This is a genomic window from Pseudomonas sp. MYb193 (assembly GCF_002966775.1).
GTDB lineage: Bacteria > Pseudomonadota > Gammaproteobacteria > Pseudomonadales > Pseudomonadaceae > Aquipseudomonas > Aquipseudomonas paracarnis.
On the sequence record NZ_CP023269.1, the window covers coordinates 1,239,943 to 1,261,737 of the forward strand.

Genomic DNA, 21,795 nt, shown 5'->3' on the forward strand with positions numbered 1-21,795 from the left:
GGCCATGAGGACCCAACCACCGCAATCTCCTCAGAACACTCCGCACCCGGATGCAGCGGGTGGACGCGCGCATTTCCTGCAGGTGTTTTTGTCCCAGCGCTCGCAAATGGAGGCGTTGGTCAGCCGCCGTGTGGGTTGCCGCGCCACGGCAGCCGACCTGGTGCAGGATCTGTTCCTGCGCTTCTGGCGTCGCCCGCTGGTGCAGGTCGAAGAGCTGAGCACCTACCTGCTGCGCTGCGCCGGCAACATCGCCATCGACCACCTGCGCAGCGAAAGCGCACGGGCGCGCAGCAGCGAAGGCTGGCTACCGGAACAATCCGACCACCAAGGCTGCGAACCCCAGGCGGCGCTGGAGGCGGGCAATGATCTGCGTCATGTGGAAGCCGCCTTGCGCAGCTTGCCCGAACGCACTCGCCAGATTTTTCTGCTTAACCGCATCCACGGCCGCAAGTACGCCGAAATTGCCAAGGCCATGGGCCTGTCCCAAAGCGCCGTGGAAAAACATATGATGCGCGCCCTCGAAGCCTGCAAGGCCAGCCTTCGCGAACCATCGCCTCCACGCACGCCAGGGAACGCCCCGTGAACGTCACGCCCACGCCCGCCCAGGAACAGGCCGCGCTCGATTGGTTGTGTCTGCTGCATGACCAGCCCAGCAGCGGCGACCAGGCCACGTTCAGCCGCTGGTTACGCGCAGATCCCGCACACGTCGAGGCATACTCCCAAGCCCAGGTGCTCTGGGAATTAAGCGAAGTACCGGCGCGGCAACTGGCCGATGAGGACGCGCTCGCCTTGCAGGGCTACCTCAACACGATCAACGCCTCCAAACGCCCCCGGGTAGCGCGTTGGTCTGGTGCCTTGGCCGTCGCTGCCTGCCTGCTGCTGATGGTGTCGATGGGCGCCGGTTGGCAGCCGTCACGCTGGGTCGATGAGTGGGGCGCCGATTATGTGACGGCGCCGGGGGAGGTGAAGACCTTCACCCTGGCCGATCAATCCAAGGTCACCCTCGACGCCGACAGTGCGATCGCCGTGGATTTCAGCCAGGGCGAACGGCACATCCAATTGCGCCGTGGTGCAGGTTTTTTCAGTGTGACCCACACCGGCCAACCCTTCGTGGTGGAGGCGAGCGGCGGTGAAACGCGAGTACTGGGCACGCAGTTTGAAGTGCGCCTGCAACCTGACGGCGCCGAGGTCACCGTGCTGTCCGGCCGTGTGGGCGTGACGCCCTCCAAACAGGGCCAGCAACAGGTGCTGACAGCAGGCCAGCAAGTGGCCTACGCCGATGGTATTGCCGACCCTTTGCATGGGGTCGACAGCGCCTCACGCCTGGCCTGGCGCGAGGGTTGGCTCAACTACTACAAGGCCCCCCTGGCCGATGTGGTCGAGGATCTGAGGCGTTATTACCCCGGTCGAATTCTTCTGCTTAACGAGGACATGGCCGCCAAACGCGTCAGCGGCAGCTTTCCGAGCCAGGACCCTGTAGCGGTCTTGAACGCCTTGCAAGCGGTGCTGGGTTTTGAACAGCACAGCCTGTTGGGCCGCATGATTGTGCTGCGCTAGGCCTGCAGCGCCTTCATCGAACCTTCATCGCAATCGCCAAAACCTGTCACCAAACGGTTACACGTGCCATGGATCATCCCTGGGTTCCTGAACAAGTGGTCAGGAAGCTCGCATCTGCCCCATACAACACAACAATGTCAGTAAGGGATCTACACGTGAACCACAACACTCTTTATGCCCTGCTCCTCGCATCGGGCCTGGGCGGCTTTGCGCCGCTGGTTTTGGCCGATGATGCCCAGGATGTAGGCTCGGTGAACATCGCCGGCAAGCAAACCCTTGGCAGCGGCCACATGATTCTCGAAGAAAGTGCCAAGGCACGCTCGACGGTGACCAAGCAAGCCATGGACGAAATGTCGGCCACCGCCAACGCCATCGACAAGCTCAAGTACACGCCGGGCATCAATGTTTCCAGCGATGACGCCAGCGGCACCAGTGGCACCAGTTTTACCATGCGGGGCATGAGTTCCGACCAGGTCGGCGTCTCGGTGGACGGCGTGCCGATCAACGATTCTGGCAACTACAGTGTGTACTCCAATCAGTTAGGCGACCCGGAAAACCTGGCCGAAGTGTTCGCCACCCAAGGTTCCTCCGAGGCCGACGGCCCGCACATCGGCTCCAGCGGCGGCAACATTGGCATGATCACCATCCGGCCGAGCAAGGACGCCGGAGTTTTCGCCAAACAGATCGTCGGTGCCAACGCCCTGCGCAAGACCTTCGTGCGAGCGAACACCGGTGACTTGGGGGGCCTGAAAACCTGGGTGTCGGCATCCCACCTGGAAGGTGACAAATGGCGCGGCAAGGGCACTCTGCGCAGCGACAAAATCGAGTGGAGCAGCCTGTTCGAAGGGGATAACGGCAACTCCACATTGGCCACGATCAAGTACAACAAGCAGGAAAACTACAACTACAACAGCCTTAGCAAGGCGCAGTTCGACACCGAAGGACGGCGTAAGGATTACGCGCAAAGCCCGGTGTACAAGGCTGGTTTGCTGTCGGCGTCCTACAAGCTCAACCGCAACCCATTCGAAAGCGTCAACGCCACGCTGACCCAGCGCTGGCAACTGCAGGACAATTTGTCGCTGACGCTCACGCCGTATTACTACTGGGCCAACGGTGGCAGCTTCAGCGGCCAGACGGCTTCCAACCTGGGGCCCAGGTCCGACAAGGCCGGCAACTACGACCTGAGTAACCTGCAATCGGCCAACTATTACCGCCCTTCGTGGACCGAGACCTGGCGCCCTGGCTTCACGGCGAAAATGAAGTGGGACATCAACGAAGAACACAGCCTGGACTATGGCTACTGGTACGAACGCGCACGCCAGCGCCAGACCCAGCCCTTTATCGGCATTAACAACGAAGGTGCCCCCGACGATGTGTGGGGCGATTACAGCAGCGGCGGCCAGGTGGTCGACAAAAACGGCGCTACGGTCCAGGGCCGCCACTACTACACCGTCACTCCCGCGCAGAAGCTCTGGGTACAGGACAACTGGCAAGCCACACCGGACCTTAGTTTTGTTGGCGGCGTGGCCTACCAATATGTCGAGCGTGACGGCAACAACCTCGGCAGCCTGTACGACACGCCGGAAAAGCGTAACACCCGCTACCACCAGTTCCTGCCCAACTTCAGCGCCAAGTACCAGGTCGATGAAAGCAACCAGGCGTTCTACAACGTCACCCGCAATATGCGCACGCCGCCCAACTACGTGCTGTACAACAAGGGCGACTCCGTCAGCCTCAAGTCCGAGTTGAGCTGGAACCAGGAACTGGGCTGGCGCTACACCGAAGACGATATGGCCTTGAGTGCGACCCTGTTCTACATCAGCTTCAAGGATCGCCAGGTCTCTACCACCGACGCCAGCGGTGACTACATGGTGCTCAACGTCGGCACTGTCGATAACAAAGGCCTGGAGCTGGAATGGAGCGGCCTGTTGCCGCACAACTTCAATTACTACGCGTCCTATACGTACACCCAGTCTGAGCAGAAGGACGACCTGCTCAGCAAGAACGTGCTGCTACCAACCTCGGGCAAGCAATTGGCCAACGTGCCGGAAAACATGTTCAACCTGGTGTTCGGGTATGACGATTCGCGGTTCTACGGCAACATTGCAGGCAAATATGTCGGCAGCTTCTATGGCGATTTGACCAACAAGGAGAAGATCGAAGGCCGTACCGTGTTTGACCTGAATGCGGGTATTTATTTGCCGGTGGATAAGAAGGTCATCAAGTCGGCGGCACTGCGGTTTTCGATGCTCAACGTGTTCGACAAGGAGTACTTGAGCTCGGCGCGTACCGTGGCGTTTAACTCGGCGCCGGTCAACGGGCTGGGGGCGGGCACGGCGTATTACAACGTCGGCGAAGAGCGCACCGCGATGGTGTCTCTGGAAGCCAACTTCTAAGGCCACCACACAACCCAATGTGCAGAGCTGACGTGTGTGGGAGCTGGCTTGCCTGCGATAGCGGTGTGTCAGTCACCGGTATTGAACCTGTTACACCGCCATCGCAGGCAAGCCAGCTCCCACATTTGATTGCCTGTTACTTCAATGCGGCCATGATTGCTTCGGGGTCGTAGTCGCGAATCAAGGTGCCGTTTACATCCACAAACGGAATCCCGCCACCGCCCAGTGCCTCATACGCCTTGCGCGCCTGGGCATCCTTCTCGATATCGACGGCTTGGTACGGGATACCCTTCTGGTCCAGAAAACGCCGGATCTGCTTGCAGTACCCACACCACTCGGTGGCATAGAGCACCACCCGCGCAGAGGCACGTACGTGCTCGGGCGCCACCTGGGACGGGTTGAACAGCCGCTCCACCTTGCCCCAGTTCTGGATCGCAACCACCACCAGCAACACCAGCAGGACTTTCTTGAGCACCCCGCCCAGCATCAGTTACGGCGCTTGAGCTGGTCGGTCAGTTGGGTCGGCAGGCCCTTGATGATCAAGGTGCCGGCGGCTTCGTCGTACTCGATCTTGTCGCCCAGCAGGTGCGCTTCAAAGCTGATGGACAGGCCCTCGGCGCGCCCGGTGAAACGCCGGAACTGGTTGAGGGTGCGTTTGTCGGCCGGAATCTCCGGCGACAGGCCGTAATCCTTGTTGCGGATATGGTCGTAGAAGGCTTTTGGCCGATCTTCATCGATCAGCCCGGAGAGCTCTTCCAGGCCCATGGGTTCGCCGAGCTTGGCCTGGCTGCTGGCGTAGTCCACCAGGGTCTTGGTTTTTTCGCGGGCGGACTCGTCGGGCAGGTCTTCGCTTTCAACGAAATCGCTGAACGCCTTGAGCAGGGTGCGGGTTTCGCCCGGGCCATCCACACCTTCCTGGCAGCCGATAAAGTCGCGGAAGTACTCCGAGACCTTCTTGCCGTTCTTGCCTTTGATGAAGGAGATGTACTGCTTGGACTGCTTGTTGTTCTGCCACTCGGAGACGTTGATACGCGCCGCCAGGTGCAACTGGCCCAGGTCCAGGTGGCGCGAGGGCGTCACGTCCAGCTCGTCGGTCACCGCCACGCCTTCGCTGTGGTGCAGCAGGGCGATAGCCAGGTAGTCGGTCATGCCTTGCTGGTAATGGGCAAACAGCACATGGCCGCCGGTGGAGAGGTTGGATTCCTCCATCAGCTTTTGCAGGTGCTCTACCGCCGTGCGGCTGAAGGTGGTGAAGTCCTGGCCACCGTCAAAGTATTCCTTCAACCAACCGCTGAACGGGTGCGCGCCGGACTCGGCATGGAAGAAGCCCCAGGCCTTGCCTTGTTTGGCGTTGTAGCTCTCGTTGAGGTCGGCAAGCATGTTCTCGATGGCGGCGGACTCGGACAGCTCCGAGTCGCGGGCGTGAAGAACTGCGGGTGTGCCGTCGGGTTTTTTGTCGATCAGGTGGACGATGCAATGACGGATCGGCATAGGCTTCTCGGCTGGTTGAAGGGGAGCGGTCGGCCTCCCCGAAAAGTCGCCCAGTGTACCGCACCCATTGGTCAAGACGTGCCCCGAACGGCATTTTGCACGCCCTCCCACTGGCCATATGCCTTTTTTTCACGGTTTAGAGCGATAAAGCTGACCAAATGGGTATGTTGAGGCGGATATTTCCCCGTCTCTGTGCTAGTTTTGCCCCGTCTTACGCCAAGTCTCGGCGTTAAGCGTGCATTCAGCATTTGTCAGGTCGAACCAATCCCCGTTTCAAGCATCTATAACCCCGATCTCCGTGGTTATGGCCGGGGATGCCAGGCCATGACGGTCGGGCTCGACGGCTGACACTGCACTCTGCAATCCATATGAATTTGATAGGGAAGGAACACCACAATGGCTATTACTAAAGACCAACTGATCGCTGACCTGGCTGAAGCAGTAGACGCACCGAAAACTACCGTGCGTGCTCTGCTGGACCAACTGAGCCAAGTTGTTGCTGATCAGCTGGAAAATGGCGGCGAAATCACTCTGCCAGGCGTTGGCAAACTGAAAGTGACCGAGCGTCCTGCCCGTACTGGCCGTAACCCTTCGACTGGCGCTGCCATCGAAATCGCTGCCAAGAAAGTTATCAAGCTGGTTGTGGCTAAAGGCCTGACCGACGCTGTTAACAAGTAAGACGCAGCAAAAAAACCGTGCTTCGGAGTGATCCGGGCACGGTTTTTTATTGCCTGCGATTTTATTGTAGAGCGCGGTTATTGTGGCGAGGGAGCTTGCTCCCGCTGGAGTGCGCAGCGGGAGCAAGCTCCCTCGCCACAATGATTCTTATCGAACCCAGCGCTGGCGCCAGATCTGCTGCTCGTTCTTGGTCTGGAATGTCCAGGCCACAAAGCGGCTCTGCTTCTGCCCCTGGGACATCTCCACCACCTGGCTTTCCAGCACGCCGGCTTTTTTCAGCGCGGTTTCGATCGCCGGCAGGTTGGACGCTTTGGACACCAGGGTGCTGAACCACAGCACTTTATGGGCAAAATGCGCGCTCTCGGCGATCAGTTGCGTCACAAATCGCGCTTCGCCACCTTCACACCACAGTTCGGCCGATTGACCACCGAAGTTAAGCACCGGCAACTTGCGTTTCGGGTCGGCCTTGCCCAAGGCGCGCCATTTACGCTCGCTGCCTTTGGTGGCTTCGTCCATGGATGCATGGAACGGCGGGTTGCACATCGTAAGGTCAAAGCGCTCACCCGGCTCCAGCAGGCCCAACAGGATCTGCTTGGGGTTGGGTTGCTGGCGCAGCTGGATGACCTTGCTCAGGTCGTTGGACTGCACGATGGCCTTGGCGGCGGACACGGCGATCGGGTCGACCTCCGAGCCCAGGAAGTTCCAGCGATACTCCATATAGCCAATCAGCGGGTACACGCAGTTGGCGCCCATACCGATGTCCAGCACCTTGACGATCGAGCCCCGCGGGATCTTGCCGTCGTTGACGCTGGCCAGCAGGTCGGCGAGGAAGTGCACGTAGTCGGCACGCCCCGGCACCGGTGGGCACAGGTAGTCGGCAGGGATGTCCCAATGCTGGATGCCGTAGAAAGACTTCAACAGTGCCCGGTTGAACACCCGCACCGCATCCGGGCTGGCGAAGTCGATGCTCTCTTTGCCGTAGGGGTTGATGATCACGAACTGCGCCAGTTCCGGCGTGGTCTTGATCAGCGCCGGGAAGTCGTAACGGCCCGTGTGGCGGTTGCGCGGGTGCAGTGTGGCCTCTTTGCGCGGCGCGACGGGTTTGGCCGTGGCGGCGGTTTTAGGCTTCTTGCGCGGTGGTTTGGGCGTAGTGGGGGCGGTCATGATGATTCTGGTGTTGGCTCAATGTGGTGGGCATTGTCACACATTCCTGAACACAACTCGGTCAAATGTGGGAGCTGGCTTGCCTGCGATAGCATCACCTCGGTCTGCCTGATACACCGAGTCGTCAGTCTCGCAGGCAAGCCAGCTCCTACAGGGATAGGGTTTTAATTGGGAAATGGTGTGGTTTTCCTGGACAAAAAAAAGAGGCCCGAAGGCCTCTTTCTCTACACGGTTTCCCCTTACAGGCTGGAAATTCGCGCATGTTGCTCCGCCAGCTTGCCCAAGGCCTGTTCAGCCTCGGCCAACTTGGCGCGTTCTTTCTCGATCACTTCAGCTGGCGCCTTGTCAACGAACGCCGCGTTGGACAGCTTGCCGCCCACTCGCTGCACTTCGCCTTGCAGGCGCGCAATTTCCTTGTCGAGGCGGGCCAGTTCCGCGCCCTTGTCGATCAGGCCGGCCATCGGCACCAGCACTTCCATATCGCCCACCAACGCGGTGGCAGACAACGGTGCTTCGGCATCGGCAGCCAATACGGTGATCGACTCCAGCTTGGCCAGTTTCTTGAGCAGCGCATCGTTCTCGCTGAGGCGACGCTGGTCTTCGGCACTGGCGTTCTTGACGAACACGGCCAGCGGCTTGCCCGGACCGATGTTCATCTCGGCGCGGATGTTACGTGTGCCGAGCATCAGGGTCTTGAGCCATTCGATATCGCTTTCGGCGGCCTCATCGATGCGCGCTTCGTTGGCCACCGGCCAAGGTTGCAGCATGATGGTCTTGCCTTCGATACCGGCCAGCGGCGCCAGGCGCTGCCAGATTTCTTCGGTGATGAACGGCATGAACGGGTGCGCCAGGCGCAACGCCACTTCCAGCACGCGCACCAGGGTGCGACGGGTGCCGCGCTGGCGTTCGACCGGCGCGTTTTCGTCCCACAGTACCGGCTTGGACAGTTCCAGGTACCAGTCGCAATACTGGTTCCAGATGAACTCGTACAGGGCCTGTGCGGCCAGGTCGAAACGGAACTGGTCGAGCTGGCGGGTCACTTCGGCTTCGGTGCGCTGCAACTGCGAGATGATCCAGCGATCCGCCAGGCTCAGCTCATAGGCTTCGCCGTTCTGGCCGCAGTCTTCGCCTTTGTCCAGCACGTAGCGCGCCGCGTTCCAGATCTTGTTGCAGAAGTTGCGATAGCCTTCGACGCGGCCCATGTCGAACTTGATGTCGCGACCGGTGGAGGCCAGCGAGCAGAAGGTGAAGCGCAGGGCGTCGGTGCCGTAGCTGGCGATGCCGTCGGCGAATTCGTCGCGGGTCTGCTTCTCGATCTTTTTCGCCAGTTTCGGCTGCATCAGGCCCGAGGTGCGTTTCTGCACCAGGGTTTCCAGGTCGATGCCGTCGATGATGTCCAGCGGGTCCAGGACGTTGCCCTTGGACTTGGACATCTTCTGGCCCTGGCCGTCGCGTACCAGGCCGTGTACGTACACGGTCTTGAACGGTACCTGCGGGGTGCCGTCTTCGTTCTTCACCAGGTGCATGGTGAGCATGATCATCCGGGCAACCCAGAAGAAAATGATGTCGAAGCCGGTGACCAGCACGTCGGTGGAGTGGAATTTCTTCAGGAACTCGGTCTGCTGCGGCCAGCCCAGGGTCGAGAAGGTCCACAGGCCCGAACTGAACCAGGTGTCCAGTACGTCGTTGTCCTGTTGCAGCGCGATGTCCGCGCCGAGGTTGTGCTTGGCACGCACTTCGGCTTCGTCGCGGCCTACATAGACCTTGCCCGATTCGTCGTACCACGCCGGAATACGGTGGCCCCACCACAGTTGACGGCTGATGCACCAGTCCTGGATATCACGCATCCACGAGAAGTACATGTTTTCGTACTGTTTAGGCACGAACTGGATACGGCCATCTTCCACGGCGGCAATCGCAGGTTCTGCCAGCGGCTTGGTGGACACGTACCACTGGTCGGTCAGCCACGGCTCGATCACGGTGCCGGAGCGGTCGCCCTTCGGCACTTTCAGGCCGTGGTCGTCAACGCTGACCAGCAAACCGGCAGCGTCGAAGGCAGCTACGATCTGCTTGCGCGCTTCAAAACGGTCGAGGCCTGCGTATTCGGCCGGGATCTTGCCGTCGATGCTGTCGTTGAGCGTGCCGTCCAGGTTGAACACCTGGCAGGCTGGCAATACGGCGGCATTTTTGTCGAAGATGTTCAGCAGCGGCAGGTTATGGCGCTTGCCGACTTCGTAGTCGTTGAAATCGTGGGCCGGGGTGATTTTCACGCAGCCGGTGCCGAACTCAGGGTCGCAGTAGTCATCCGCGATGATCGGGATACGGCGGCCAACCAGTGGAAGTTCGACGAATTTGCCGATCAGCGCCTGGTAGCGCTCGTCGTTCGGGTTAACGGCGACGGCGGCATCGCCGAGCATGGTTTCCGGACGCGTGGTGGCGACGATCAGGTAATCATTGCCTTCAGCGGTCTTGGCGCCGTCGGCCAGCGGGTACTTGAGGTTCCACAGGAAGCCTTTTTCGTCGTGGTTTTCCACTTCAAGGTCGGAAATGGCCGTGTGCAACTTGGTGTCCCAGTTGACCAGGCGCTTGCCGCGGTAGATCAGGCCGTCTTCATGCAGGCGCACGAAGGCTTCCTTTACGGCTTCGGACAGGCCGTCGTCCATGGTGAAGCGCTCGCGGCTCCAGTCTACGGATGAACCCAGGCGACGGATCTGACGGCTGATATTGCCGCCGGACTGGTCTTTCCATTCCCAGACTTTCTCCAGGAATTTCTCGCGACCCAGGTCGTGACGGTTCTGGCCGGTGGCTTCCAGTTGGCGTTCCACCAGCATCTGGGTGGCGATACCGGCGTGGTCGGTGCCCGGTTGCCACAGGGTGTCGCGACCCTGCATGCGGCGGAAGCGGATCAACGCATCCATGATCGCATTGTTGAAGCCATGGCCCATGTGCAGGCTGCCAGTGACGTTCGGTGGCGGAATCATGATGGTGTACGAGTCGCCCGCACCTTGTGGGGCGAAATAGTTCTCGGACTCCCAGGTGTTGTACCAGGAAGTTTCGATAGCGTGGGGCTGGTAGGTCTTATCCATGCGCGGCGGGACCCTAGTTGGCATTTATTCAGGAAAGCCGGCAAGTATAACGGGGGATAGGGGCCAGGGCGAGGCGAAGACGGTTAAGACCGATGCAGAATTAATGTGGGAGCTGGCTTGCCTGCGATGGCGGTGTCTCAGTCAGCATCTTCGGCGACTGATGCGCTGCCATCGCAGGCAAGCCAGCTCCCACAAGGATGGGGGGCACTTTCAGTTCTGGTATTGGCTGAGCAACCGCTCCATCCGCGCATCCATCCGACGCTTGATCTCGGCCTCGATATGCGGCGCAAAGTCATCGATCACATCCTGCATGATCAATTGCGCAGCGGCGCGCAGTTCGTTGTCCAGGTGCAGCAGCAGGGCGTCGGGGGCTTTTTCGGCGGCTGGAGCGGGTTCTGCAATCGCAGGTGCTGGCGCGGCAGGCTCGCCGCCGACCATGTCGAACAACAGCGGAATCTGAACCTCACCCTCGACCGTCTCGGTCAGCAGCGGCGGTTGCAGGTTGTCATCACCCAGCAACTGACGGATCGACTCCAGGTCATCCAGCAGGTGGTCGTCTTTTTTCAGCGGGTTGGGAGTGTCCATCATGTGCTCAAAGTCGTTGTAGCCGGTGATCTTGCAGAGGATAGCCCTGTTCACGGTAGAAACGGAAACTCTCCCGCGCGGCCTGACGAATAGCCGGGTCTTCCACCACCACTTCCGCCACACGGGCGAATGCCTTGGCAAAGGCCGGTACTTTCAGGTCAAGGTTGACCAGCAAGTCATGGTGATCGCCGCAACTTTCCCCCAAACCCAGGACTACCAGGCTGTCGGGTTCGGATTCGGCGGGGCCGTGGGGCACGAAACTTTCACCCTTGAAGCGCCACAGGCGTGCATCCAGCTCATCGCGTTGGGCGGCATCGCTGCAATGCAGGTAGATGCGATGGCCCATGCGCCAGGCTTTTTCGGTGAGTTTGCAGGCAAAGTCCAGGCGCGCGAGAGGATCGGCGCTGGGCAATATATAGAAGTCGACTTGGGTCATTGCGGTTCCTGAGACCGGGGCGGCGGGATGGCCGCCCCGGCATCTTCAGTTTCAGGCCTTGGCGCGATCCAGCAGGTATTGGGTCAGCAGGGGGACCGGACGGCCAGTGGCGCCCTTGTCCTTGCCGCCGCTGGTCCAGGCCGTGCCGGCGATGTCCAGGTGGGCCCAGTTGAAGTTCTTGGCAAAGCGCGACAGGAAGCAGGCCGCTGTGATGGTGCCGGCTTTCGGGCCGCCAATGTTGGCGATGTCGGCGAACGGGCTGTCCAGTTGTTCCTGGTATTCATCGAACAGCGGCAGTTGCCAGGCGCGGTCGTCGGCGGCCTTGCCGGCGCTGAGCAGTTGCTCGATCAGTTCGTCGTTATTGCCCAGCAGGCCCGAGGTGTGGGAGCCCAGGGCAACGATGCACGCGCCGGTCAGGGTAGCGATGTCGATCACCGCCTGCGGCTTGAAGCGCTCGGCGTAGGTCAGCGCGTCGCACAGCACCAGGCGACCTTCGGCGTCGGTGTTGAGGATCTCCACAGTCTGGCCGCTCATGGTGGTGACGATATCGCCTGGGCGAGCCGCGCCGCCGCTCGGCATGTTCTCGGCACAGGCCAAAATACACACCAGGTTGATCGGCAGCTTGAGTTCCAGCACGGCACGCAGGGTGCCGAACACGCTGGCGGCGCCGCCCATGTCGTACTTCATCTCGTCCATGCCCGCACCGGGCTTGAGGCTGATGCCGCCGGTATCGAAGGTGATGCCCTTACCTACCAGGGCGTAAGGCTTCTCGGACTTCTTGCCGCCGTTGTATTGCATCACGATCAGGCGTGGCGGCTGGTCGCTGCCCTGGCCCACGGCATAGAACGAGCCCATGCCCAGGTCCTTGATCTTCTTCTCGTCCAGCACTTCAACCTTCAGGCCCTTGAACTCTTTGCCCAATGCCTTGGCCTGTTCGCCCAGGAATGTCGGGTGGCAGATGTTCGGCGGCAGGTTGCCCAGGTCGCGAGTAAACGACATACCGTTGGCGATGGCCTGGGCGTGGGTGACGGCGCGCTGGACTTCAGCCTGGGCAGCCTTGATGGTCAGCAGGGTGATTTTCTTCAGGGCGCGGGGTTCGGCTTTCTGGCTCTTGAACTGGTCGAAAATATAGCCGCCGTCCACCAGCGACTCGGCCAGCAGTCGGGTCTTGCCGTAGCTGTCGCGGCCCTTGACCACGATTTCATCGAGTGCCAGCACCGCATCGCTGCCGCCCAGGCCCTTGAGGGTGGTGAGGATACCGCTGACGATCTTGCGAAACGGACGGTCGCCCAGTTCGGCATCCTTGCCCACGCCCACCAGCAAAACGCGCTCGGCTTTAAGGTTGGGCAGGCTCTGCAGCAACAGGCTCTGACCGACCTTGCCGGCCAGGTCGCCGCGCTTGAGCACTGCGCTGATAGCGCCGCCGCTCAGTTCGTCCAGTTGCTTGGCGGCGACGCCGAGTGTGCGGCCTTCGCCGACAGCGACCACGAGGGTGGCGGTTTTCAACGTTTCGGGGCTAACGCTTTTTACAACCAATTCCATTTTCGGGTCCCTTATCAAGGTCTGTGAGCCGGGAGCTTGTACTCCGGCTTTAAAGCTCGGCAGCGTTGTAAACCGCCAGCGACAAAGGCCGCAGTTTGAACCTCGCCAGCGGAGCCTGACAACCCTTGGCGCACGCTTTGTGCGTGCGCATGAGTAAGCTCCGTGACAGGCGCGGTCAATCACAGGATAATGCGCCATCTTTTTAGCCGGCCCGTGGTAAACGGGTCGACTCGGTATGCTTGCTTGTTTGGCCGCCTTAGCCTGACAACCCTGGAGTGTCTGGTTTGATTGTCTTCCGTTATCTGTCCCGCGAAGTCCTGTTGACCCTGAGTGCCGTGAGTGCGGTGTTGCTGGTCATCATCATGAGTGGTCGTTTCGTCAAGTTCCTGGCCCAAGCCGCCGCTGGCGCTCTGGACCCGGGTTCACTGTTCCTGATCATGGGCTACCGGATGCCCGGCATGCTCCAGTTGATCCTGCCGCTTGGCCTGTTTCTCGGCATATTGCTGGCCTATGGCCGGCTGTACCTGGAAAGCGAGATGACCGTGCTGTCGGCCACCGGCATGAGCCAGCAGCGCCTGCTGGCCATGACCATGGTGCCTGCCGCCGGTGTTGCCCTGGTGGTGGCCTGGTTGAGCATGAGCCTGGCGCCCCAGGGGGCCATGCAGTTCCAGCTGCTGCTGAACAAGCAGGATGCGATGACTGAGTTCGACACCCTCGAGCCCGGTCGCTTCCAGTCGCTCAGCGACGGTTCGCGGGTGACCTACACCGAAACCATGACCGACGACCGCTCCAACCTTGGCGGCGTGTTCATCTCCCAGAAGAACCTCGGTCAGAACCAGAAGGATCGGGGTATTTCGATCCTGGTGGCCGACAGCGGTCGCCAGGAAATCCGCCCCGATGGCAATCGCTACCTGATCCTGGAAAACGGCTACCGCTACGACGGCAGCCCTGGCCTGGCGGATTATCGGGCGATCAAGTACGACACCTATGGCGTCATGCTGCCCAAGGCCGAGATCAGTGACGAGGTCACCGACCGCGACGCACTGCCCACCTCATCGCTGTTCGGCAGCCCGGAGTTGCGCTCCATCGCCGAGTTGCAATGGCGCCTGTCCCTGCCGCTGCTGGTGTTTATCGTGACCCTGATGGCGGTGCCGCTGTCGCGCGTCAACCCGCGCCAAGGGCGTTTCCTCAAGTTGCTGCCAGCGATCCTGCTGTACATGGCCTACCTGACCATCCTGATTTCTGCCCGTGGTTCCCTGGAGAAGGGCAAGTTGCCACCGGCCTTGGGCCTGTGGTGGGTGCACGGGGTTTTCCTGATGATCGGCCTGGGGCTGCTCTACTGGGAACCTATCCGTTTGAAAATGAAGAGCCGTCGTGGCCTGAAGGAGTTGGCCCGTGGCTAAGCTTGATCGCTACATCGGCATTAGCGTACTGATCGCCATCCTGGCGGTACTGGGCATCATTCTCGGCCTGGCCTTGCTGTTCGCCTTCATTGATGAAGTGGGCAATGTTACTGACACTTACACAGTCACGGACGTGCTGAGCTACGTCGCACTGACCGCGCCGCGCCGCCTCTACGACATGATGCCAATGGCCGCGCTGATTGGCTGTCTGATCGGCCTGGGTACCCTGGCCAGCAACAGCGAGCTGACCATCATGCGCGCCGCCGGGGTTTCCATCGGCCGTATCGTCTGGGCGGTGATGAAGCCGATGCTGCTGCTGATGGCCTGCAGCGTGCTGATCGGTGAATACGTTGCGCCACCGTCCGAAGCTACCGCCCAGGCCAATCGCGCCCTGGCCCAGGGTTCGGGCGATGCGCAAAGCGCCAAGCACGGCCTGTGGCACCGCCAGGGTGACGAGTTCATCCACATCAACGCCGTGCAGCCGGGTGGCCTGTTGATCGGGGTGACCCGCTACACCTTCGACAAAGAACGGCACATGTTGTCGTCCAGCTTCGCCAAGCGCGCGCAGTACAGTGGCGAGCAATGGCAACTGAGCGACGTCACCACCACGCACTTCCGTAACGTGGGCCAGGGCACCCAGTCCAGCACCGAAGTGGTCAATGTGCCGACCGAGCAGTGGGATATCGCCCTCAAGCCGGAATTGCTCAACACCGTGGTCATGGTGCCGGAAGCCCTGCCGATCTCCGGTTTGTGGAGCTATATCCACTACCTCAAGGAGCAGGGTTTGAACAATGGCCGCTACTGGCTGGCGTTCTGGGTGAAAGTCTTGCAACCGGTGGTTACCGCGGCCTTGGTGTTGATGGCGATCTCCTTCATTTTCGGGCCGTTGCGCTCCGTGACCCTGGGCCAGCGGGTATTCACCGGTGTGCTGGTGGGCTTCACCTTCCGCATCGCCCAGGATTTGCTCGGGCCATCAAGCCTGGTATTCGGTTTCTCGCCGCTGTTTGCAGTACTGGTGCCGACGGCCATCTGCGCCGTGGCCGGGTTCTGGCTGCTGCGCCGGGCGGGTTGAAGCCGCGCTTATGCACAAAAAATGCCCCGCTCCCGTGAGTGGGGCATTTTTGTTCTGGTCAGCAAAGATGACGTCTGGCCTGAGCATCAGGTACAATTCCCGGCTATTTTTCAGCGGGCAATCTGCCTGCAGCCTTTTTGAGTGTTGATCCGTGAGTGATTTGAGTCATATCCGCAATTTCTCCATCATCGCCCACATTGACCATGGCAAGTCGACGCTGGCCGATCGATTTATCCAGATGTGCGGCGGCCTTGCCGAGCGTGAAATGGAAGCCCAGGTACTGGATTCCATGGACCTCGAACGCGAGCGCGGGATCACCATCAAGGCCCACAGCGTCACGCTGTACTACAAGGCCAAAGACGGCATTACTTACCAACTGAACTTCATTGACACCCCAGGCCACGTTGACTTCACCTACGAAGTCAGCCGTTCGCTGGCGGCCTGTGAAGGTGCGTTGCTGGTGGTCGATGCCGGCCAGGGCGTCGAGGCGCAGTCGGTTGCCAACTGCTACACCGCGATCGAGCAGGGCCTGGAAGTCATGCCCGTGCTCAACAAGATCGACCTGCCCCAGGCCGAGCCTGAGCGCGTCAAGGAAGAGATCGAGAAGATCATCGGCATCGACGCCACCGACGCCGTCACCTGCAGCGCCAAGACCGGCCTGGGTGTCGACGAAGTGCTCGAACGCCTGGTGCACACCATTCCCGCGCCGACCGGCAACTACGAAGATCCGCTGCAAGCGTTGATCATCGACTCCTGGTTCGACAACTACCTGGGCGTTGTTTCCCTGGTACGCGTGCGCCATGGCCGTGTGAAGAAGGGCGACAAGATCCTGGTCAAGTCCACCGGCAAGATCCACCTGGTGGACAGCGTCGGTGTATTCAACCCGAAACACACCGCGACCACTGATCTGAAAGCCGGTGAAGTAGGCTTCATCATCGCTGGCATCAAGGATATTCACGGTGCACCAGTGGGTGACACCCTGACCCTGAGCTCCACGCCAGACGTCGACGTGCTGCCCGGCTTCAAGCGCATCCAGCCACAGGTCTACGCCGGCCTGTTCCCGGTCAGCTCCGATGACTTCGAAGATTTCCGCGAAGCCCTGCAAAAACTGACCCTCAACGACTCGTCGTTGCAGTACACCCCGGAAAGCTCCGACGCCCTGGGCTTCGGCTTCCGTTGCGGGTTCCTGGGCATGCTGCACATGGAGATCATCCAGGAGCGCCTCGAGCGCGAATACGACCTGGACCTGATCACCACCGCGCCAACCGTTATTTTCGAGTTGCTGCTCAAAACTGGTGAAACGATTTACGTCGACAACCCCTCCAAGCTTCCGGACCTGTCGGCCATCGAAGACATGCGCGAGCCGATCGTGCGGGCCAATATCCTGGTACCGCAGGAACACTTGGGCAACGTCATTACCCTGTGCATCGAAAAACGTGGCGTGCAGCGCGACATGCTGTTCCTCGGTACCCAGGTACAAGTGACCTACGATATGCCGATGAACGAAGTGGTCCTGGACTTCTTCGACCGTCTCAAGTCCACCAGTCGCGGCTATGCTTCGCTGGACTACCATTTCGATCGTTACCAATCGGCTAATCTGGTGAAACTGGATGTGCTGATCAACGGCGACAAGGTAGATGCCTTGGCACTGATCGTGCACAAGGACAACGCGCACTACAAAGGTCGCCAACTGACCGAGAAGATGAAAGAACTGATTCCGCGCCAGATGTTCGACGTCGCGATCCAGGCCGCCATCGGCGGGCAGATCATTGCACGGACTTCCGTCAAGGCTCTCAGAAAGAACGTACTGGCCAAATGCTACGGCGGTGACGTAAGCCGTAAGCGCAAGCTGCTTGAGAAGCAAAAGGCTGGTAAAAAACGCATGAAGCAAGTAGGCAACGTGGAAGTTCCACAAGAAGCCTTCCTTGCGGTGCTCAGGTTGGATAGTTAGGTCCTATGTCACTAAATTTCCCGCTGTTGCTGGTCATTGCCGTTGCCGTCTGTGGTCTCCTGGCGTTGCTCGATCTGGTGTTCTTCGCCCCGCGTCGTCGGGCGGCCATCGCTTCCTATCAGGGCAGCGTCAGCCAGCCCGATGCGGTGGTGGTCGAGAAGCTGAACAAAGAGCCCTTGCTGGTTGAGTACGGCAAGTCGTTCTTCCCGGTGTTGTTCATCGTGCTGGTGTTGCGCTCGTTTTTGGTAGAGCCGTTCCAGATCCCTTCGGGGTCGATGAAACCCACCCTGGACGTGGGCGACTTCATCCTGGTGAACAAGTTTTCCTACGGCATTCGCCTGCCGGTGATCGACAAGAAAGTCATCCCGGTGGGTGACCCGCAGCGCGGCGATGTGATGGTGTTCCGCTACCCAAGCGACCCGAACGTCAACTACATCAAGCGAGTCGTCGGCCTGCCGGGCGACGTGGTGCGCTACACCAGCGACAAGCGCCTGTTCATCAATGGTGAGTCGGTGGCCGAGAAGCTGTTGGGCGCCGAGCCGAATACCTTGGGCAGCGCCGAGCTGTACCAGGAAAAACTCGGTGCGGTGGAGCACCAAATCCGCAAGGAAATGAGCCGCTACCGTGCGATGCCGGATGGCCAGTGGAAAGTGCCTGCCGGGCACTACTTCATGATGGGCGACAACCGGGACAACTCCAACGACAGCCGCTACTGGGATGACCCCAACATTCCCAAGGACCTGCTGGGCATGGTGCCCGACGAGAACATTGTCGGCAAAGCCTTCGCGGTCTGGATGAGTTGGCCGGAACCCAAGCTCAGCCACCTGCCGAACTTCTCGCGGGTCGGGCTGATCAAGTAATACAAGCGGCGCTGTGAACACAGCGCCGAATGCTTTTCTGGGGCTTGGACATTTTCCGATGCCCGGTACCCATCAGGATTTGAATTTGAACACTGCGTCAATCGTCGATGGCCGCCGGTGCCATCAACTAGATATGGATAAACCGTGACCGTTTCTCTAAGTCGTCTCGAGCGTCAGCTCGGCTACACCTTCAAGGACCAGGAATTGATGGTCCTTGCCCTCACACACCGCAGCTTTGCAGGGCGCAATAACGAGCGCCTGGAATTCCTCGGTGACGCTATCCTCAATTTCGCCGCCGGCGAGGCGCTGTTCGAGCGCTTCCCCCAAGCGCGAGAAGGCCAGCTGTCGCGCCTGCGCGCACGCCTTGTGAAAGGCGAGACCCTGGCCGTGCTGGCCCGAGGCTTTGGCCTGGGCGAGTACCTGCGGCTGGGTTCCGGTGAGTTGAAAAGCGGCGGTTTCCGTCGCGAGTCAATCCTGGCTGATGCGCTGGAAGCCTTGATCGGTGCGATCTACCTCGATGCAGGCATGGAGACGGCCAAGGAGCGCGTTGTCGCCTGGCTGGCCTCGGAAATCGAAAGCCTGACGCTGGTAGATACCAACAAGGATCCCAAGACTCGCCTGCAAGAGTACCTGCAGTCCCGCGGTTGCGAACTGCCACGCTACGAAGTGGTGGATATCCAGGGCGAACCCCATTGCCGGGTGTTCTTCGTGGAATGTGAAATCACCTTATTGAACGAAAAAAGCCGAGGTCAGGGTGTGAGCCGTCGTATTGCCGAACAGGTAGCGGCCGCTGCAGCACTGATTGCCCTGGGCGTGGAGAATGGCCATGACTGATTCAACCGCAACACGCTGTGGCTATGTTGCCATCGTCGGCCGCCCGAACGTGGGCAAGTCCACGTTGCTCAACCACATCCTCGGCCAGAAGCTCGCGATCACCTCGCGCAAGCCCCAGACCACCCGCCACAACATGCTGGGCATCAAGACCGAAGGCAACGTGCAAGCGGTGTATGTCGATACCCCTGGCATGCACAAAGGTGGCGAGAAAGCCCTGAACCGCTACATGAACAAGACCGCCTCGGCCGCGTTGAAAGACGTCGACGTGGTGATCTTCGTGGTCGACCGCACCAAGTGGACCGACGAAGACCAGATGGTGCTAGAGCGTGTGCAATACGTGACCGGCCCGTTGATCGTCGCGCTGAACAAGACCGACCGTATCGAAGACAAAGCCGAGCTGATGCCGCACCTGACCTGGTTGCAGGAACAACTGCCGAACGCCCAGATCATGCCGATCTCGGCCCAGCACGGCCACAACCTCGAAGCCCTGGAGCGCGTGATCGCCGGTTATCTGCCGGAAAACGAGCACTTCTTCCCGGAAGACCAGATCACCGACCGCAGCAGCCGCTTCCTTGCCGCCGAACTGGTCCGCGAGAAAATCATGCGCCAGATGGGCGCCGAGCTGCCGTACCAGATCACCGTCGAAATCGAAGAGTTCAAGCAGCAGGGCAAGACCTTGCACATTCATGCGCTGATCCTCGTCGAACGCGACGGCCAGAAGAAAATCATCATTGGCGACAAGGGCGAGCGTATCAAGCGCATCGGCACCGAAGCGCGCAAGGACATGGAGCTGCTGTTCGACTCCAAGATCATGCTCAACCTGTGGGTGAAGGTTAAGGGTGGCTGGTCCGATGATGAGCGTGCGTTGCGCTCTCTGGGCTATGGCGACCTGTAACGGGTTGCACAGTGACTGGCGGGCTTGCTGTGGCGAGGGAGCTTGCTCCCGCTGGGCCGCGGAGCGGCCCCAACAAGGTCGACGAGGTTTTTCAGGTATAACTCGGTGGCTGCTAGAGGGGCTGCTTCGCAGCCCAGCGGGAGCAAGCTCCCTCGCCACACAAGCGCTCTCCTTCTTTAGAGATTCCCCGTCTCATGTCGCAATCCCCACCCCCCAGCCAACCCGCCTACGTCCTGCACAGCCGCGCCTACCGCGAAACCAGTGCGTTGGTGGACTTCCTCACGCCCCAAGGCCGACTGCGTGCAGTCTTGCGCAGCGCACGGGGCAAGGCGGGCACCTTGGCGCGGCCGTTCGTGGCGCTGGACGTGGAGTTTCGCGGCAAGGGCGAGCTGAAAAACGTCGGCCGCCTGGAAAGCGTTGGCACCTCGGCCTGGCTGAATGGCGATGCGCTGTTCAGCGGCCTTTACCTCAACGAACTGCTGATTCGCCTGTTGCCCGCCGAAGACCCGCACCCGGCGGTCTTCGATCACTACGCTGCCACCTTGCTGGCCCTCGCTGAAGGCCGTCCGCTGGAACCGCTGCTGCGCGCTTTCGAATGGCGTTTGCTCGACGACCTTGGCTACGGCTTCGAACTGGCCAACGACTTGCACGGCGAGCCCATCGCCGCCGATGGCATGTATCGCCTGCAAGTCGACGCGGGGCTTGAGCGCGTGTACCTGCTGCAGCCCGGCCTGTTTCAGGGCACCGAACTGCTGGCCATGAGCGAAGCCGACTGGCACGCTCCCGGTGCGCTGTCCGCCGCCAAGCGCCTGATGCGCCAGGCCCTGGCCGTGCACCTGGGCGGGCGGCCGCTGGTCAGTCGCGAGTTGTTTCGAAAGCCCTGACATCCCCGTGTATGCTGTGCACCGATTCTTTCCCTTTTCAGGAGCGCTTCCGTGACCACCAGCAATCGCATTCTTCTTGGCGTCAACATCGACCACGTCGCCACCCTGCGCCAGGCCCGGGGCACCCGTTACCCTGACCCGGTCAAGGCCGCGCTGGACGCCGAAGAAGCGGGCGCCGACGGCATCACCGTGCACCTGCGCGAAGACCGCCGCCACATCCAGGAGCGCGATGTACTGCTGCTCAAGGACGTGCTGCAAACCCGCATGAACTTCGAAATGGGCGTGACCGAAGAAATGATGACGTTCGCCGAGCGCATCCGCCCGGCGCATATCTGCCTGGTACCGGAAACCCGCCAGGAGTTGACCACCGAAGGCGGTCTCGACGTCGCCGGCCAGGAAGCGCGGATCAAGGCCGCGGTGGAGCGCCTGTCGCGGATCGGCAGCGAAGTCTCGCTGTTTATCGATGCCGACGAACGCCAGATCGAAGCCTCACGCCGTGTCGGCGCCCCGGCGATCGAGTTGCACACTGGTCGTTATGCCGATGCCACCACGCCGACCGAAGTGGCCGACGAGCTGCAACGCATCATCGACGGCGTGAACTGCGGGCTCAACGAAGGCTTGATCGTCAATGCCGGCCATGGCTTGCATTACCACAACGTCGAAGCCGTGGCTGCGATCAAGGGCATCAACGAACTGAATATCGGCCACGCCCTGGTGGCGCACGCGTTGTTCGTCGGTTTCAAAGGCGCAGTGGCCGAGATGAAAGCCCTGATTCTGGCCGCTGCCAAGCACTGATAAACAATGAAGATCAATGTGGGAGCTGGCTTGCCTGCGATAGCGGAGCGTCAGTTTACGTATTCGTAGCTGGCCCACTGCAATCGCAGGCAAGCCAGCTCCCACACGATGAGTCTTCGGTGTTTTCAATGTGCGGCAATGCGAAGCCTTACTGTTTAGCCGACGC

General features: G+C 60.5%; 19 protein-coding genes. 12 read left to right on the forward strand and 7 right to left on the reverse strand.

Annotation, left to right across the window (positions count from 1 at the left end; all coding sequences use genetic code 11):
• Positions 1 to 4: 4 nt before the first annotated feature.
• The 3 genes from CLM72_RS05680 to CLM72_RS05690 all read left to right on the forward strand — a co-directional run bounded on the left by CLM72_RS05680 (position 5) and on the right by CLM72_RS05690 (position 3,953).
• Positions 5 to 583 carry an RNA polymerase sigma factor gene (locus CLM72_RS05680; RefSeq protein ID WP_105225865.1) on the forward strand — a complete coding sequence of 193 codons (579 nt, stop codon included), beginning with the start codon at positions 5 to 7 and terminating at the stop codon, positions 581 to 583.
• Positions 580 to 1,557, forward strand: a complete 978-nt coding sequence (locus CLM72_RS05685) for a FecR family protein (protein WP_105225866.1) — start codon at positions 580 to 582, stop codon at positions 1,555 to 1,557. Before CLM72_RS05680 ends, CLM72_RS05685 begins: the two co-directional genes overlap by 4 nt.
• 155 nt (positions 1,558 to 1,712) lie before the next feature.
• The gene (locus CLM72_RS05690) at positions 1,713 to 3,953 is read left to right on the forward strand and encodes a TonB-dependent receptor (protein ID WP_105225867.1); all 2,241 of its coding nucleotides are present in this window, start codon (positions 1,713 to 1,715) and stop codon (positions 3,951 to 3,953) included.
• 136 nt (positions 3,954 to 4,089) lie between these two features.
• Here the strand turns inward: CLM72_RS05690 and CLM72_RS05695 are convergent, their stop codons facing one another.
• Both CLM72_RS05695 and yejK read right to left on the reverse strand, forming a co-directional pair.
• The gene (locus CLM72_RS05695; protein WP_105225868.1) at positions 4,090 to 4,440 is read right to left on the reverse strand and encodes a glutaredoxin family protein; all 351 of its coding nucleotides are present in this window, start codon (positions 4,438 to 4,440) and stop codon (positions 4,090 to 4,092) included.
• Positions 4,440 to 5,444, reverse strand: a complete 1,005-nt coding sequence (gene yejK, locus CLM72_RS05700) for a nucleoid-associated protein YejK (protein ID WP_003171997.1) — start codon at positions 5,442 to 5,444, stop codon at positions 4,440 to 4,442. The genes CLM72_RS05695 and yejK overlap by 1 nt, the downstream gene beginning before the upstream one ends.
• A 396-nt stretch (positions 5,445 to 5,840) precedes the next feature.
• On the opposite strand from yejK, the gene CLM72_RS05705 reads away from it, so the two are divergent.
• On the forward strand, positions 5,841 to 6,122 hold the full coding sequence (locus tag CLM72_RS05705) for an HU family DNA-binding protein (RefSeq protein WP_003188840.1): 282 nt from the start codon (positions 5,841 to 5,843) through the stop codon (positions 6,120 to 6,122).
• Between the two features lie 147 nt (positions 6,123 to 6,269).
• Here the strand turns inward: CLM72_RS05705 and rlmF are convergent, their stop codons facing one another.
• The 5 genes from rlmF to CLM72_RS05730 form a co-directional block, all read right to left on the reverse strand.
• Positions 6,270 to 7,286: a 23S rRNA (adenine(1618)-N(6))-methyltransferase RlmF gene (gene rlmF / locus CLM72_RS05710; protein ID WP_034128662.1), complete on the reverse strand. Its 1,017-nt coding sequence runs from the start codon at positions 7,284 to 7,286 to the stop codon at positions 6,270 to 6,272.
• A gap of 239 nt (positions 7,287 to 7,525) precedes the next feature.
• Entirely contained in the window at positions 7,526 to 10,372 is a 2,847-nt protein-coding gene (locus tag CLM72_RS05715) for a valine--tRNA ligase (RefSeq protein WP_054897749.1), read from the reverse strand.
• 210 nt (positions 10,373 to 10,582) lie between these two features.
• On the reverse strand, positions 10,583 to 10,957 hold the full coding sequence (locus CLM72_RS05720) for a DNA polymerase III subunit chi (RefSeq protein WP_105225869.1): 375 nt from the start codon (positions 10,955 to 10,957) through the stop codon (positions 10,583 to 10,585).
• Between the two features lie 7 nt (positions 10,958 to 10,964).
• Positions 10,965 to 11,393 carry a DNA polymerase III subunit chi gene (locus tag CLM72_RS05725; protein ID WP_105225870.1) on the reverse strand — a complete coding sequence of 143 codons (429 nt, stop codon included), beginning with the start codon at positions 11,391 to 11,393 and terminating at the stop codon, positions 10,965 to 10,967.
• 51 nt (positions 11,394 to 11,444) lie between these two features.
• A complete protein-coding gene (locus CLM72_RS05730; RefSeq protein WP_034128658.1) occupies positions 11,445 to 12,935 on the reverse strand; it encodes a leucyl aminopeptidase in 1,491 nt (496 codons plus the stop codon).
• A 284-nt stretch (positions 12,936 to 13,219) separates the two neighbouring features.
• Here CLM72_RS05730 and lptF point away from each other — a divergent pair, with 284 nt between their 5' ends.
• The 8 genes from lptF to pdxJ all read left to right on the forward strand — a co-directional run bounded on the left by lptF (position 13,220) and on the right by pdxJ (position 21,629).
• Complete coding sequence (gene lptF / locus CLM72_RS05735) at positions 13,220 to 14,338, forward strand: LPS export ABC transporter permease LptF (protein ID WP_034128657.1); 1,119 nt, start codon at positions 13,220 to 13,222, stop codon at positions 14,336 to 14,338.
• Positions 14,331 to 15,410: an LPS export ABC transporter permease LptG gene (gene lptG, locus CLM72_RS05740; protein ID WP_105225871.1), complete on the forward strand. Its 1,080-nt coding sequence runs from the start codon at positions 14,331 to 14,333 to the stop codon at positions 15,408 to 15,410. The genes lptF and lptG overlap by 8 nt, the downstream gene beginning before the upstream one ends.
• A 151-nt stretch (positions 15,411 to 15,561) precedes the next feature.
• Positions 15,562 to 17,361 carry a translation elongation factor 4 gene (gene lepA, locus CLM72_RS05745; protein WP_032877619.1) on the forward strand — a complete coding sequence of 600 codons (1,800 nt, stop codon included), beginning with the start codon at positions 15,562 to 15,564 and terminating at the stop codon, positions 17,359 to 17,361.
• Positions 17,362 to 17,366: 5 nt separating this feature from the next.
• Positions 17,367 to 18,221 (forward strand): signal peptidase I, encoded by an 855-nt coding sequence (gene lepB, locus CLM72_RS05750; RefSeq protein WP_003188855.1) that lies wholly within the window; start codon positions 17,367 to 17,369, stop codon positions 18,219 to 18,221.
• A 144-nt stretch (positions 18,222 to 18,365) separates the two neighbouring features.
• Complete coding sequence (gene rnc, locus CLM72_RS05755) at positions 18,366 to 19,055, forward strand: ribonuclease III (protein WP_003188856.1); 690 nt, start codon at positions 18,366 to 18,368, stop codon at positions 19,053 to 19,055.
• Positions 19,048 to 19,950, forward strand: a complete 903-nt coding sequence (gene era, locus CLM72_RS05760; protein WP_005785147.1) for a GTPase Era — start codon at positions 19,048 to 19,050, stop codon at positions 19,948 to 19,950. Before rnc ends, era begins: the two co-directional genes overlap by 8 nt.
• A 194-nt stretch (positions 19,951 to 20,144) precedes the next feature.
• Positions 20,145 to 20,834: a DNA repair protein RecO gene (gene recO, locus CLM72_RS05765; RefSeq protein WP_034128656.1), complete on the forward strand. Its 690-nt coding sequence runs from the start codon at positions 20,145 to 20,147 to the stop codon at positions 20,832 to 20,834.
• 51 nt (positions 20,835 to 20,885) lie between these two features.
• Positions 20,886 to 21,629: a pyridoxine 5'-phosphate synthase gene (gene pdxJ / locus CLM72_RS05770; protein ID WP_054921124.1), complete on the forward strand. Its 744-nt coding sequence runs from the start codon at positions 20,886 to 20,888 to the stop codon at positions 21,627 to 21,629.
• The last annotated feature ends 166 nt before the right edge of the window (positions 21,630 to 21,795 follow it).

Excerpts from the sequence above, each read along its gene's own strand:
- era (WP_005785147.1), top strand. The coding sequence starts at position 19,048 with ATGACTGATTCAACCGCAACACGCTGTGGCTATGTTGCCATCGTCGGC.
- rlmF (WP_034128662.1), bottom strand. The coding sequence starts at position 7,286 with ATGACCGCCCCCACTACGCCCAAACCACCGCGCAAGAAGCCTAAAACC.
- yejK (WP_003171997.1), bottom strand. The coding sequence starts at position 5,444 with ATGCCGATCCGTCATTGCATCGTCCACCTGATCGACAAAAAACCCGAC.
- CLM72_RS05720 (WP_105225869.1), bottom strand. The coding sequence starts at position 10,957 with ATGGACACTCCCAACCCGCTGAAAAAAGACGACCACCTGCTGGATGAC.
- CLM72_RS05715 (WP_054897749.1), bottom strand. The coding sequence starts at position 10,372 with ATGGATAAGACCTACCAGCCCCACGCTATCGAAACTTCCTGGTACAAC.
- CLM72_RS05730 (WP_034128658.1), bottom strand. The coding sequence starts at position 12,935 with ATGGAATTGGTTGTAAAAAGCGTTAGCCCCGAAACGTTGAAAACCGCC.
- CLM72_RS05725 (WP_105225870.1), bottom strand. The coding sequence starts at position 11,393 with ATGACCCAAGTCGACTTCTATATATTGCCCAGCGCCGATCCTCTCGCG.
- CLM72_RS05705 (WP_003188840.1), top strand. The coding sequence starts at position 5,841 with ATGGCTATTACTAAAGACCAACTGATCGCTGACCTGGCTGAAGCAGTA.
- lepB (WP_003188855.1), top strand. The coding sequence starts at position 17,367 with ATGTCACTAAATTTCCCGCTGTTGCTGGTCATTGCCGTTGCCGTCTGT.
- CLM72_RS05680 (WP_105225865.1), top strand. The coding sequence starts at position 5 with ATGAGGACCCAACCACCGCAATCTCCTCAGAACACTCCGCACCCGGAT.
- CLM72_RS05695 (WP_105225868.1), bottom strand. The coding sequence starts at position 4,440 with ATGCTGGGCGGGGTGCTCAAGAAAGTCCTGCTGGTGTTGCTGGTGGTG.
- recO (WP_034128656.1), top strand. The coding sequence starts at position 20,145 with ATGTCGCAATCCCCACCCCCCAGCCAACCCGCCTACGTCCTGCACAGC.